The 14,363-nt window shown below is 41.6% G+C and carries 14 protein-coding genes; 9 read left to right on the forward strand and 5 right to left on the reverse strand.

All coding sequences use genetic code 11. The features are described 5' to 3' along the window. Positions 1-36 precede the first annotated feature (36 nt). Positions 37-603 carry a DUF1415 domain-containing protein gene (locus DPF90_RS08000; RefSeq protein WP_114785810.1) on the forward strand — a complete coding sequence of 189 codons (567 nt, stop codon included), beginning with the start codon at positions 37-39 and terminating at the stop codon, positions 601-603. Positions 604-649: 46 nt separating this feature from the next. Here the strand turns inward: DPF90_RS08000 and DPF90_RS08005 are convergent, their stop codons facing one another. Beyond that, entirely contained in the window at positions 650-1,699 is a 1,050-nt protein-coding gene (locus DPF90_RS08005) for a sensor domain-containing diguanylate cyclase (protein WP_420855734.1), read from the reverse strand. A 169-nt stretch (positions 1,700-1,868) separates the two neighbouring features. On the opposite strand from DPF90_RS08005, the gene DPF90_RS08010 reads away from it, so the two are divergent. Next, entirely contained in the window at positions 1,869-2,444 is a 576-nt protein-coding gene (locus tag DPF90_RS08010) for a nucleoside triphosphate pyrophosphohydrolase family protein (RefSeq protein WP_114785812.1), read from the forward strand. 61 nt (positions 2,445-2,505) lie between these two features. On the opposite strand, the gene btuD is transcribed toward DPF90_RS08010, so the two are convergent. From btuD to DPF90_RS08025, 3 genes are all read right to left on the reverse strand, one after another. Further along, entirely contained in the window at positions 2,506-3,261 is a 756-nt protein-coding gene (gene btuD, locus DPF90_RS08015) for a vitamin B12 ABC transporter ATP-binding protein BtuD (RefSeq protein ID WP_114785813.1), read from the reverse strand. Next, entirely contained in the window at positions 3,248-4,243 is a 996-nt protein-coding gene (btuC, locus tag DPF90_RS08020) for a vitamin B12 ABC transporter permease BtuC (protein ID WP_114785814.1), read from the reverse strand. Before btuC ends, btuD begins: the two co-directional genes overlap by 14 nt. A 102-nt stretch (positions 4,244-4,345) precedes the next feature. Then, positions 4,346-5,374, reverse strand: a complete 1,029-nt coding sequence (locus DPF90_RS08025) for a succinylglutamate desuccinylase (RefSeq protein WP_114785815.1) — start codon at positions 5,372-5,374, stop codon at positions 4,346-4,348. A 672-nt stretch (positions 5,375-6,046) separates the two neighbouring features. Here DPF90_RS08025 and DPF90_RS08030 point away from each other — a divergent pair. From DPF90_RS08030 to cdd, 7 genes are all read left to right on the forward strand, one after another. Continuing rightward, positions 6,047-6,733: an NAD(P)H-binding protein gene (locus DPF90_RS08030; protein WP_114785816.1), complete on the forward strand. Its 687-nt coding sequence runs from the start codon at positions 6,047-6,049 to the stop codon at positions 6,731-6,733. Positions 6,734-6,895: 162 nt separating this feature from the next. Continuing rightward, a complete protein-coding gene (locus DPF90_RS08035; protein ID WP_114785817.1) occupies positions 6,896-8,269 on the forward strand; it encodes an L-cystine transporter in 1,374 nt (457 codons plus the stop codon). A 257-nt stretch (positions 8,270-8,526) separates the two neighbouring features. Further along, entirely contained in the window at positions 8,527-9,192 is a 666-nt protein-coding gene (locus tag DPF90_RS08040) for a substrate-binding periplasmic protein (RefSeq protein WP_162813998.1), read from the forward strand. 109 nt (positions 9,193-9,301) lie between these two features. Then, positions 9,302-10,726 carry an exodeoxyribonuclease I gene (gene sbcB, locus DPF90_RS08045; protein WP_114785819.1) on the forward strand — a complete coding sequence of 475 codons (1,425 nt, stop codon included), beginning with the start codon at positions 9,302-9,304 and terminating at the stop codon, positions 10,724-10,726. A 146-nt stretch (positions 10,727-10,872) separates the two neighbouring features. Then, positions 10,873-11,238 carry a CidA/LrgA family protein gene (locus DPF90_RS08050; protein WP_114785820.1) on the forward strand — a complete coding sequence of 122 codons (366 nt, stop codon included), beginning with the start codon at positions 10,873-10,875 and terminating at the stop codon, positions 11,236-11,238. Further along, a complete protein-coding gene (locus tag DPF90_RS08055) occupies positions 11,238-11,915 on the forward strand; it encodes a CidB/LrgB family autolysis modulator (RefSeq protein ID WP_114785821.1) in 678 nt (225 codons plus the stop codon). Before DPF90_RS08050 ends, DPF90_RS08055 begins: the two co-directional genes overlap by 1 nt. Before the next feature lie 247 nt (positions 11,916-12,162). After that, positions 12,163-13,050 (forward strand): cytidine deaminase, encoded by an 888-nt coding sequence (cdd, locus tag DPF90_RS08060; RefSeq protein WP_114785822.1) that lies wholly within the window; start codon positions 12,163-12,165, stop codon positions 13,048-13,050. Positions 13,051-13,095: 45 nt separating this feature from the next. Here the strand turns inward: cdd and DPF90_RS08065 are convergent, their stop codons facing one another. Further along, positions 13,096-14,298: a cyclic di-GMP phosphodiesterase gene (locus DPF90_RS08065; RefSeq protein WP_114785823.1), complete on the reverse strand. Its 1,203-nt coding sequence runs from the start codon at positions 14,296-14,298 to the stop codon at positions 13,096-13,098. Positions 14,299-14,363 lie beyond the last annotated feature (65 nt).

Consider the following 14,363-nt stretch of genomic DNA (forward strand, 5'->3'; position numbering starts at 1 on the left):
GCTATCCTTGGCTGCCAGTACAAATTAAGTAATACAATGACAAATAAAGATTCAGTTCAGATTGCTCAGCAAGTAAATCAGTGGCTCAGTGACGTGGTTATAGGCCTCAACTTATGCCCATTTGCTGCTAAACCACAGCGTAATAATCAAATTAAAATATTCATTAGCCAAGCAAGAGAAGAACAAGACCTTTTGGAAGACATACTGACTCAATTAATGGAGCTGGAGAAAAAACCATCCAAGAAGTTAGAGACAACGCTTGTTGTCGTCCCTAATATGCTTAGCGATTTTGACGAGTACAACTTGTTCATTGATTGGGTTGAAGCACTGATACGCCAGCAGAAATGGCAAGGTGTCTTTCAACTCGCGACGTTTCACCCTAACTATTGCTTCGCTGGCACAGAACCGGACGATGCAGAGAACCTAACCAACCGATCGCCATACCCAATTTTCCACCTTATTCGGGAAGACAGTATGGAAAAAGTACTCAAACACTATCCCAACCCAGAGTCTATTCCTGACACCAATATTGAACGAGTGGAAAGCCTTTCTCAATCAGAAAAAGTGAAATTATTCCCATATTTATTTCAACGAAACCAGTAATACAAGAGCGTTTGGCTTTGATGTTTTCCAATCTTAAACGCTTTAACTAACTCGTTACTGTTATAATGCGATCGCGACCCTGCTTTTTTGCCTCATACAAAGCGCTGTCAGCGCGATCGATTAAATACTCGAGTACCGTTCTTTTACATTCAAGGTCTTTCTTTTGGGCGAAATCAAAATGGCAGACGCCGATCGATATTGTGATGGGGTCTCTATCTAACACGACTTCAGACACAGATTGATGTAGCTTACTGAATATTTGTTCCCTCTCATCAAGGCTGCGCTCGGGAAGCCAAACTACAAACTCTTCACCACCAAAACGAGCAATGAAGTCCATATCTGTCAGCCTAGATTTGAGGGCTTGAGCGGTTTTCTTCAATACATCATCGCCCACTTGGTGACCATATTTATCATTGACCTGCTTAAAGTGATCGATGTCTAACACAGCGATAGACCCTTTTCCTTCCGCCAAAAGCATCCGTTCTATGTCTGAATGAATGGTTTTAAACATGCATCGGCGATTGGAAACCCCCGTAAGCGCATCATTAAACGCCTGGTACTCCAGCTTAGCGTTGAGTTCTCTCAAGCGTTCTTCTTGCTTTCGTCTTATGAGCTCGACTTCGATCCAAGACGCCATAAGCTTGAGTGCATCAATATCAACTTGAGCAAATGATCGCTCGTAAGGTGTGGCAGATGAAAAATTTAACGTGCCAAACACCTCATCGTCAATAAAAATTGGCACCCCTATATAAGACTCCAAACCAAACGCTTCATAGGCAGGATGTTTGGCATATCTGTCATCTTTGCCCATATTTTCAATCGCTACAGGCACAAATGAGCTACACGTGATTTGGCAATAGGTGGCATTGTAATCAAACGTATCACCAGGATTGAGTTCCACTCCCTCAGGCGTTACGCAGTGTAGTACGATGTAAACATCGTTTTCAACGCGCGACAATATTCCAATATCTAGATTAAAACGTTCTAAACCAAGCATAATGAGTTGGGTAATTTGGATATCGAAACCTTTCTGGTAATCATTAGTGATCTGGTACAGACGTCGAATTAGTGTTTCGCTGGTTGCTACCATCTCAATCCCTATATTTTAAGTTAGATGTGGCGTATTTTTATTAACCTCACTATCAAGAGATTAGCATACACTTCCTTTCTTAGTGAGGTCATACCCTTATTTATTTTTGGCTTTGATGGCACCTTGAGTGGCGTTTTGATACTATAAAAGAAATTTTTCGTATTTTGGTTTAATCATGCGCTTATCCAAGCTTACACAAGATATTTTTGATCATCTCTATCGTGATATTACGGAGTTTCGCACTACTTTTGACTTACCCGTAGATAGCCCTGACACCCTAGATTCACAAGCCGACATACTGCATACCTCGCTTGCCATTGAAGAGATGACTGAGCTAGCAGAAGCGGACAATAAAACCGAGCAAGCCGATGCCATTATCGATAGCGTTTATGTTCTCATGGGGCGTTTAGTACATTTGGGCGATGCAGCGATAGAATCCAATCTTGCGATTACATATCTCATCGACTTATTACTTAACGTCGCAGAAAATCGTGGTATTGATTTTATTCCATGCTGGGATGAAGTTCATTCAAGCAATATGAGCAAGGTTTGTCGCAATGAACAAGAATATGCTGACACCGAATCTCATTATGCCGAGCAAGGTATTAAACTAATGGCGGTTCAAAAAGGCGATTATATCATTGCTAAATGTGCCGAAGATTTTGTGTCCGAGTCGAAAACGATACGACAAGGCAAAGTATTAAAGTCTGTTTACTATCGTCCCGCAGACCTAGCGCCACTAACAGTATAAAGCATACTTATAGCCACCCTAAGAGACTCCAAAAAACCATACTTAGAGTGGCTATAATACCTTATGTGAAAACCAACACAGGCTCGCCCTTAACTTGTGCCACTTCCACTCTGGTTTTAAATACGCGAGAAAGTTCATCTGGGTCACATACTTCTTTGACAGATCCATATACTTGCATCACTCCTTTCTCTAGTAACAAAGCACAATCTGCATTTCTTATTGTACGATTGAGATCGTGATTGGACATAATGACTGATACTCCCATATCTGCTATCTTACGAATTAATCTATACAAGAAAACTTCCTGTCCAATATCAAGCGCAGCGGCAGGTTCATCCAAAATGAGTAGTTTGGCATCTGGGTTAAGTGATGGCCAAACTTGAAGACATATTGCACATAACCTTACGCGTTGCCACTCACCACCGGATAATTCGTGTATTGAACGATGTAATTTATCTGTAATTTCAAGCAACTCTGTTAGCTCTTGAACAACAGTCTCAGCCGCTACTGTGAGCTTCTGATACGCAGCGGGAAGCGACAAAGATAGATAAAATGACACGTCGAGATTGAATGCTGGACGATCATTTTGGTTTAAAAATGCGCGGCTAATAGCCAAAGTTTCTAGTGAGCTTTCCTTTACGTTTATATCATCAATGAAGACATTGCCTTGAAAGTCTAATAGTCCAGCGACACAAGCTAATAACGTGCTTTTCCCACTTCCATTAGGACCAATAACATGAAGCACTTCCCCCTTATTTAGGCTAAAAGAAAGGGGCAGAAGACGAATACCTAGCGACAAATTATCAATGCGAATCATGATGTTTTACCAGCATCCAAATAAATATCGGTGCACCAATACTTGTAGTGACAACCCCCAAAGGAAGCTCTGCTGAGTGTAAAGCGATTCGAGCGATAATATCGGCACACACCACTAATGTTGCACCCATGATTGCAGATACAGGTAACAAGTATCTATTTTGTGCACCCAGTACCAATCTAACCATATGAGGAACAATCAGGCCAACGAAACCGATAACTCCCCCTAAGGCAACCGCACCACCGACCAGTACAGAGACCGAGAGAATAAGTTTCCAACGAATAGCATAAACATCAATCCCAAGCTGTTTCGCATGCTGTTCACCCATCATAAGTTTATCCAACATGTGACCTTGAATACATAACCAAACTAATACGGGTAATAGGAACAAAGTAAGCACATGATGAAACCAACTAGCCCCCCCAATTCCGCCCATAAGCCAATACATGAGTTGACGTAAACTTAAGTCATCGCTGAAGTAGAACGCCCAAGTAACAATAGCGCCAGTGAGAATCCCTAGTGTCACTCCAACCAACAACAAACGGGTTGTGGTAAGCTTCATCATTGTTGCAACAGACACCAAAAATATCGTAAATAACAAGGCGCCAATAATAGCGGCAATCATAAATCCAATCGGTGTGGCCCATGCAGGCCAAAGAAAAAGAAGAAGAACCATGACAACACTGGCCCCTCCAGATACGCCTAATACTCCCGGTTCAGCAAGAACATTACCTAAAAGTACTTGTAGAACACCTCCTGAAACCGCGAGAGCACTACCAATAATCATTGCAGCAAGCAACCTAGGTAATCTCAATTCAGTAACGAGCTGCGTTTGAATCGTCGTTAAATGTGAAAATGGCGAGATAAACATATCACCAACCATTAGGTGGACGGCAGAAACAGTAATAAGGACGACTAATGACACCAGAGCGAAGCGCTTCCAGCGAGTATGTTGATAATTAAGAAGTTGGCTTAAGTGCATTCGATTCAAGCTTTAAGAGCAAGTATGGCTGAGTATATACAATAATCGCTCAACCATACCCTGACGAAGCTAAAATAGAAAGTAAGAGTTACTTCCTAGACATCAATCGTAGACAAGCTGACCAGATTCAAAGCGTATTTTGACTGGGCAAACCATAAGAGCTGCTCTCTGGCCAACAGCAACATGTCGATTAGGAAAAACTATCGCTTCCCCTTCATTTTTAGCCATAAGTGGCTTATCGCCGTCATGACCAAACACTTCTCCGTGCTTAAACGACGTGAAATTTGCCACATCATCATCAAAGAGAAAATTAAAGTCTTCATTAAGCCGAACGATAGTCCGACTCACTCGATACATCACTGGTTGACGTGGAAGATGCTCTGAATCAGTTGATGCAATCAAATCACGTGTTGCTAACTCAAATGCAGCCAGTTTGTTAAGGTCATTATCGCCAAGACGAGACACCTTTCCTAACTCTACCGTTAGCGCCTGTGCAGCATAATTCTCTGCGCTGTACCAACTAAAAGTACTTGAAGGAGCATTTGAAAACATCATAGCTTCCAAATGGGCACTTGCTGAAAAATCAATCAGCGCTTTACTTCGAACTGAGTGACGTGTTTTAGGACTCACACCGAAAGTGTAATGCTTGGAAGAGCGGATGGCGCAATGCAAATCCAAATGCCAACGTTTATCTTGCGGTGTCTCTTGATAAAAAGAAGAGACCACTCGTTTCAAATTTTCAGCAATCACGAGCTCTTTTGTTGCTGAGTGTTCTTTGTCATCGAACAAACGATTGAGATTCATTTCAATAAAGCGGGTATGTTTATTGGTCGACTCTGGATGAGCCACAATGAACAGTAAACGCTCTTTGACTGGCTGAAACCCTGTTTGAATATCTGAAACAATTTTATCGACGATTTCCATAGGCGCCGTTTCATTGCCATGAATCCCACAAGATATAATAATATGTTTACTGCTTTGATCCAGTTGCGATGGGATGACCTCTAATACTCCCCGCTCATGAAGTTTAAACAAGGTGCCGTTAGCAACAGTCATCTCACCAGCTAACATGGGTTGATCTAGATCTAGGCTGTCAAAAAGAAAAGATTGGCGAAAGAGGCTTTTCGTCATGCGCTACTCCTTTATTGCACAGCGAGCATGTTAATGAATTGTTGAAGAAAATTATGTTGACATGATCTCAGTTATAGCGAGAAAAGTCATATTTGTTAATAATAATTGTGCTACATCACCGTAAACAGCCAGCACGAGGTAGTGTCTAGGCTGCTTACGGTCGATCATATCATATTTGTGGTGAATGAAACCTCACTACAAAAGATTGAGATTATCTCAACTTAACCTCTGCACAACTGTCTAAAAAACACACTAAAAGACAGAAAAACGGACATTATTATCATTATGATAACCAAATTGACGACAAAATTAAGACATTATTGAGTTTTTTGCTATCTTTTGAGGTGGATACAAGCTCAAAGCGCTGTAACCTATTGAAATTTAAAATACGACTTGTTTGATGGCACAAAGCCTGCTTAATCCGCAGAGCAAAGTTTTTTCGTACATGGAGGTTTGTATGTTTGCCAATCAAAAATCGAAAAGAAATAAATTCCCTAAACCAACTTCTAAAGCGCCAAAACGCATTCCATTCTCACTAACATAGCGATTAAAGTAGACAAAGGCCTCGATGGTCGGGGCCTAAAAACTTTAAACCTCAAATACAGATCACAGATTTTTGTCTAATGTTGATAGATTCTCTAGTCATCGAGAGGTTTGTTGAGGACATCATCATTGTCTGAAGAAAAAACACGTGTGATTATTATCGCTGGGGCAACTGGCCTGATTGGCACTGAACTAGTCAAACAAATGCTAGAAGCAGAGCCAATCACACATATCTATGCCTTAAGTCGACGATCTCTGCCCTTTTATCACCCAAAACTTGAAGTAATAAAAGATCCACAGCTGCAAGTAAAAGGTTGGCCATCGGAAAATCCATCGCCCAAATACGGGTTCATTTCTCTGGGCACAACTATAAAGCAAGCTGGCTCGAAAAAAGAACTGGAACGTATTGATTACCATTTGGTCTGTGACGTTGCCCAAACCATGAAGCAATTAGGCGTAACACATATTGCTATTGCCTCCAGTTATGGTGCTTCTACGCATGCTATTTCTCATTATTTACGTTGCAAAGGTAAAATGGAAATGGCGATTGAATCTATGGGGTTTGAGCATGTCACATTCGTAAGGCCGGGCCCGCTCGTTGGGCTAAGAGACACTCCACGAAAAGACGAAGCAGTTATTCAATTAGTTCTCAAATCAATACGACCGCTGATGTTTGGCAAACTGGCTAAACTGATCCCAATTCAAGCGAGTGAAGTGGCACAAGCAATGCAATATAGTGTGTTTTCAGATTATGAGCATAGGATAAGAACACTTGATAGTATTCAAATAAGAAACCTCATCAATCGTTATCAATAAATAACAGCGGGTTTACTTGCACAAAGAAACGCTCTCCTGATTGGTTAATAACTTATTGTTATATGTAATACCCAATATTCATTTCATTGCGACCTGACAATTCACTATCGTTGATTGCAGCATCAAATATTGTCATAAACTTCGTTACTAAAGGCTACCCCTATGTCATTCGCATCTATCGCTTCTTTGGCGGTATTTGTCGCACTTCTTATTTTTATAATGCGGCAACAAAACAAAGAAAACAGTTTATCACGATTGGTTCTAACCGGTTTAATTGCTGGCAGCTTATTTGGGCTCACACTCCAGCTGACTTTCAGTCAAGAAACTCATGTCATCAATCAGACTCTTGAGTGGATAAATATTGTCGGCAGCGGCTATGTAAGTTTATTGAAAATGGTTGTCATGCCACTTGTATTAGTATCTATGATATCGGCTGTTGTAAAATTAGAAAAAGGCGGCTCACTCGGAAAAATTTCTGGCCTAACCATTTCAATATTGCTTGCTACCACTGCGATCTCTGCATTAGTCGGTATCATGATTACTCAAGCTTTTGGGCTGACAGCACAAGGTTTAGTTGAAGGAGCCAGAGAAACTGCTCGTATTGCCGTTTTGGAAAATAGAGCTGGCGCCGTCAGTGATCTTACTATTCCACAGATGTTAATCAGCTTTATTCCCACCAACCCGTTTGCCGATCTAACAGGAGCACGTTCTACTTCCATTATTGCGGTCGTGATATTTGGTATTCTGACTGGTATTGCTGCTCGTAAAGTGATGATAGAAAAGCAAGAGCTTGAAAAACCGATAAGTGTATTTGTCGATGCCACTCAGTCTATCGTTATGCGACTCGTAAAAATGATTATGGCACTTACGCCATACGGGATTGCGGCATTGATGGCAAAAGTCGTTGCAACGTCTAGTGCCAATGACATTCTTAACTTACTTGGCTTTATCATAGCGTCTTACGTTGCAATAGCACTTATGTTCGTTGTTCATGGAATTCTGGTTTCTTTCGTGGGTGTCAGTCCTAAAAGTTATTTTCAGAAAATATGGCCTGTGCTTACTTTTGCCTTCACCTCGCGAAGCTCTGCAGCAACTATCCCACTAAATGTCGAAGCGCAAATCAACAAGCTGAACGTTCCACCAGCAATTGCTAACCTATCTGCATCATTCGGTGCAACCATAGGCCAAAATGGTTGTGCAGGTATCTACCCTGCCATGCTTGCTGTGATGGTCGCACCAACTGTAGGTATTGACCCGACAGACATACACTTTATTTTATCTCTTATCGCGATCATCGTAATCAGTTCATTTGGGATAGCAGGTGTTGGCGGCGGCGCTACTTTTGCAGCGCTGATAGTATTACCAGCCATGGGGCTTCCTGTCACCATCGCAGCACTACTCATTTCCATCGAACCACTCATCGATATGGCACGCACCGCTTTAAATGTCTCTGGTGCAATGACAGCGGGCACAATCACCAGTCGACTGATTGGAGACGAATCATCTGATAAAGAGCCAGAAGTACAACAAGCCTGACTAAAGCCTACTAAGCCTCGAACCTAAATGTTTGGGGCTTGTTTTAAAAAATCAGCTCAATCAAATACCTCTTGTTTCATCTCTATATAATGCCGAATTTCTATTTTTGACCTATCCTCGATAAAGGACCCTTAACTTAGCCCCTAACGATACCGTGTATTATGCTCCGAACACTTTATGTAACAGCATTAGTATTACTGTCCTTTGTCTCGCGAGCTAGTCTACCCTTGTATGATCCTTGGGGAGAACTCAAGTTCATGACCGAAGAATACCCTCCCCTAAATTTCACTGATGATGACGGACGTTTAACTGGTCTGTCAGTTGAGGTTTTACTGGGAACAGCGAGATACGCTAAATCTGGGCTTAGCAGAGAAGACATCCTAATACTTCCCTGGGCAAGGGCTTATAAAGACACACTTAGACGCAAAGGGAGTGTGCTATTTGCGACATCACGCAAGCCTGAGAGAGAAGCTTTATTCTTGTGGGTAGGCCCGATATCCAAAGGGACACCTTCTTTTCTCATTGCTAGAAAAACCAGTAACATAAATATCATCTCAGAGACCGATCTAACCCAGTATCGTATCGGAGTGATCAGGGGGGATAGTTTAGAAAAGCGCGTCGAAAAATTGAAAGTCCCAGAAGATAATATCATACGTTCACATGATCCTGCACTGCTTGCTGAACAGCTTGTCAAAGGGCGTATCGATCTCTGGGCCACCAACCTGAAAGGCGCTGAAACTTTATTAAACGATCTCAACGTTTCTATCAGCTTGGTTGAACCCGTGTATCAATTTAAATTTAATGACAACTATTTTGCGGTTAACAAAACTACACCTATCGAGGTTGTCAACCAGATGCAAGCGGCGCTGGATGAGTTTAAAAAAACACCCGAATATCAAGCATTGGTTGATAAGTTTAAGTAATTATCTAAATTCAATTAATCCTCCACTTACTGAGAAAACAGCTTCCTTCGCTTAGGAACTGATATACAATGCTCATGGTGAAAAATCACAAAGATAGAGCGATAAGCCAATGAGTAACAAAGAACAACCAACATTTTTCTTTTTCGATTATGAGACATGGGGAACCAGCCCTGCTCTCGATAGGCCATGTCAGTTTGCAGGCATTCGCACTGATATGGACTTCAATATTGTTGGTGAGCCTCTGGTTATTTACTGTCAACCTCCTTCAGATTATTTGCCTTCACCGGAAGCAGCCCTAATCACGGGTATTACGCCCCAAACAGCAGTTCAACAAGGTTTGCCTGAACCAGAGTTTATTGCTCAAATTCACCGTCAGCTATCGGTTCCCAATACCACTAGTCTAGGTTACAACAATATCCGATTTGATGATGAAGTCACTCGCTATACCTGTTACCGTAACTTCATCGACCCTTATGCTTGGAGCTGGCAAAACGGCAATTCACGTTGGGACTTACTTGATGTTATGCGGGCCTGCCATGCACTTCGGCCAGAAGGAATAAACTGGCCAGAAAATGAAGAGGGTTTTACTAGCTTTAAACTCGAACACCTTTCCGTCGCTAACGGTATAGAACACGAAAACGCCCACGATGCAATGGCAGATGTTATCGCGACCATTGAAATGGCCAAAAAGATAAAAGCCGCCCAACCTAAACTGTTTGATTACTTTTTAAATATGCGCCATAAGCGTAAGCTCAATGAACTGGTTGACATTGTTAATATGACACCACTGATGCATGTCTCTGGTATGTTTGGACGTGAGTGTCAATATACAAGTTGGGTCGTGCCATTAGCATGGCATCCAACCAATCAAAATGCACTGATTGTAGTCGACTTAGCTAAAGATCCTCAGCCACTTTTTGAGCTTGATACCGGGCAGTTAAATCAGCGACTATACACTAAACACTCAGAGCTCGGCCCAGATGAGCTCCCTGTACCCATTAAACTGATACATCTAAACAAATGCCCTATTCTTGCCCCAGCAAAAACACTGACGGCTGAGAACGCAGAAATCATAGGTATCAACCGTGAGCAGTGCCTGAAAAATCTTGAACTTATCAAACGAAATCCTGAGATTAGAGAGAAACTGGTTGCGCTTTATTCAGAAGAACGAGAGTACGAAGCAAGTCACAACGTAGATTCACAGCTATATGATGGGTTTTTCTCGCCTGCAGACCGCAGCTCAATGAACATTATTAAAGAGGCAGACGCAGAGAAATTGGCTTTGTTAGACATCTCTTTTAACGATAAACGTATTGCCCCACTCTTGTTTCGCTACCGAGCAAGAAACTTCCCTTCAACTCTGAGTGAAAGTGAACAACGTCGATGGGCAAGTCACTGCCAAGATTATTTTGCCAACCACATTGAAGACTACATGCTCAATTTGGAAAACTTAGTTCACGAATATGAAGATAACGAAAGCAAACTTGTTATTTTAAAATCTATCTATAAGTACGTTGAGAAGTTAGTCTCTTAAAGCACTTACTATCTGAACCCTAACGAAATGCAGGCCACTACACTATTACAATCACTCAGGCATGCAAAATCAGCAAATACACTAGACAATAGCCTCTAGTCTATTTGTGTTTATAGTTAAGTTGTAATTGTTAGGCGGAACTCATCATGACAGCAACAATTCTCAAATATGTCGTCTCCATGGGGTTGATCTTTCTGTGCTTGCTCATAGGTAATGGGGTTCAATCCCTGCTTGGTACTTCCATACCCAGTAGCATTATAGGCATGCTAATTCTTTTTGTACTTCTCAGTAGTGGAATCGTTCCCTCTGAATGGGTGCGTCCTAGCGCCACTTTGTTCATTCGCTATATGGTGTTGCTATTTGTCCCAGTCAGTGTTGGTTTAATGGAGCATTTCGATATGCTTTATGCCAATGTATTTCCTGTACTTGCCAGTGTTATTGGCGGCAGTTTCATTGTACTCATCACATTGGGCTTGATGCTTGATCGCATGCTCAAAGAGGGCAACAAATAATGTGGTTAATCTTAACCTTGGCCGTATTTTTATCAGCCCGATGGATTAGCCAAAAAGTAAGAAATCCATTGATGAACCCACTATTGATCAGCCTTGTTGTCATCATACCTTGCCTTATTTATTTCAATGTGTCTTTTGATACTTACTATTTGGGAAATCAATGGATTAACTATCTACTTCAACCTGCTGTAGTCGCACTCGCTTACCCTTTATATGAGCAGCTACCTCAGATACGTTCTAATTGGCGTATTATTATGCTGTCATGTGTTGTAGGCAGCGTTATGTCTATGTTTACGACTACACTTATCGCTTCCTATCTAAAAGCTGATCTGAGTCTAGTCGCCAGCCTACTTGGTAAATCAGTCACCACTCCTATCGCAATGGAAATCTCAAGTCATCTTGGTGGAGAACCATCTATCGCTGCTATCTTAGTTATGTTGGCGGGTTTATTTGGAGCCATTTGTGCATATCCAATCTATGGGCTGCTTAACATTACTCACCCTATTGCGAAAGGACTTACAATGGGCACGGTATCCCATGCACTTGGCACCGCAACCTGCGCTGAAAAAGATGGTCAGGATGCCGCTTTTAGTTCCCTAGCCTTGGTTCTATCGGGTGTCATAACATCTATTATCTCACCAATATTTTTTGCACTAGCGATCTGGCTAACGGCATAGATTTGGTTATGAATCTTTAAATTGTATCAATCTCAAATCAAACATTGTTTATATTTGCGCAATCGTTATCCTGTGTGAGATCACCCAAATGGTGTAATTTTGCATATATATTACACTTACAATGATGATCTTTATCACAGTAAAATTCTCCTCTTGGCATAAAATGGTCTGCCGCATCAAAATTCGCCACATTGATAAAGAGCGTGTGGCACAGAGATGCTTAACAATGTCATCACAAGGATTTATAATGAGAAGCCGCATTGAACATGCACTCGCAGAGACACCTGCAAGCATTGCAGACTTCCTATCTCCTATTCTATTGGCTGAAAACTTTGATGCCACTCTATCAAAAGAACAATATTGTAAGCTTTTGGATTTATCGGGACTTGCTGATCAAGATTTGAGAGTCGCCTTACTCCCTTTTGCCGCTGCCTATGCTCATGCTTCGATATCAAATTTTTATGTTGGGGCGATTGCTCGAGGCTTATCTGGACGCTTGTATTTCGGCGCAAACCTAGAAATTTCAGGAACTCAACTTGGCCAGACCGTACACGCTGAACAGTCTGCCATCAGCCATGCATGGATGAAGGGTGAGAAAGGCATTTTAGATATCACCATTAACTATAGCCCTTGCGGTCATTGCCGCCAGTTTATGAATGAACTAATCACCGCTGATAGGCTTATGATTCAGCTACCGGCTCTAAGTGAGAAACCACTCCAAAGCTATTTGCCCGATTCTTTTGGCCCCGGAGATCTTGGAGTGACTTCTGGTTTAATGGCTGACACTGATCACCAACTTGTATCTGAACACAATGATGAAATGATTGCATCGGCTGTTGCTGCGCTAAATAAAAGCTACGCACCATACACAAAGAATCATAGTGGAGTCAGCATCAAGATTAAAAATGGCAAAATTTACCAAGGCGCCTACGCTGAGAATGCCGCTTTCAATCCTAGCTTGCCCCCGCTTCAAGTCGCACTTTGTCAGCTCCTACTAGATGGAAAGTCGTTTAGTCAGATAGAATCAGTTGCATTGACAGAAAAACTGGAAGGCTCGTGCAGTCATTTAGATACAACACAATCTACTTTGGACAGTATCGATCCCGACATTCCATTAAGCTATTTAGGCCTCTGATATATAAAGGATAGAGGTGGATAAAAACCACCTTTGTCTAATTAATCAAACATCAAAGAATGAACTGGCATCAATCTCCAAATCGCATGGTGCGATTGCCTTTTCAATTTTGTAACGTTTATCCTTTAAGTCAATGAACTTAACATCAATAAATCTTTTATACTTGCGCGAGTAAAAGCACTTCACTTCCGGTTTTAAAGGATCACTCACATTCGATGTCCAAACAATTCCTACTTTTCCATCGTTTAACTCAACAATTGCACCAACAGGATATACACCAACGCAGTTTATGAACTTATAAACCAAGTCTTTGTCGAGGTGAAAAGGGGTCAGAGAGAGTAAAACCTTGAATGCATCAGCCGAACTCATGCCTTCTTTGTAACATCGATCTGCAGTCAGTGCATCATATATATCCACAATGCAACTCATGCGACCATGCAACGGGATTTCATCTCCTTTCAGCCCATTAGGATAGCCTTTTCCATCAAGCTTTTCATGATGCATCAAACAAACATCACGACTGATGGGGCTGATCCCTGACACTTCGGAAATAATTTGTTCGGCATACACTTGGTGGAGCTTCATATGCTCAAACTCTTCCGGCGTCAGTTTTCCTTTCTTATGTAAAACCTTATCATCGACTTTTATTTTACCAACATCATGAATAATACCGCCTATGGCCATCTCCTTAAGCATATCACTTGGTAACTCTAAGAACTTACCAAATGTCACCAGCAAGGTAGCGACATTAACTGAGTGCTCAAGTAGATACTCATCCTTGTTTCTTAGCGCAGACACACAATGAAGAGCATCCGTATCGTCGAGCGCTTCACTAATCAAGTCTTCAGCCCAACGTTCAAGATCAGGTACAATAAGCGCGGTATCATCAAAAGTATCATGCAAAAGCTTATTAGCTAATTCTTTTGCGTCACGGATTATCTTAGCCGCTGTCGACTGCCTTACCTTACGACTCGATAACTTGCGTTTAGCCGTTGTTATCATGCGAGGAGTATTATCGGACAAACCATCACCAACTGGTTTAAATACGCTGCCTTCAATAGAAAGGCTCTGATCCACCCAAGCGAATTTAATCCCACTACTTTCTAACTGTTGTATTGCTTTCTTTGACGACACCCTTCCGGCATTGGCAAGATGCACACGCTCACTATCTTCAATAGCGGTAACAAACATCCCAACAGTAAGCGTTTTAATGGGGATCTTTATCGAATTATCAGGGTCAAACTTCATTAAGTCACTTCACCAGTCGATATTAATGATATAAATATAATTTAAATTATAAACTCAATTTATTT

The organism is Vibrio tetraodonis (assembly GCF_003350295.1).
GTDB classification, from domain to species: Bacteria; Pseudomonadota; Gammaproteobacteria; order Enterobacterales; family Vibrionaceae; genus Vibrio; species Vibrio tetraodonis.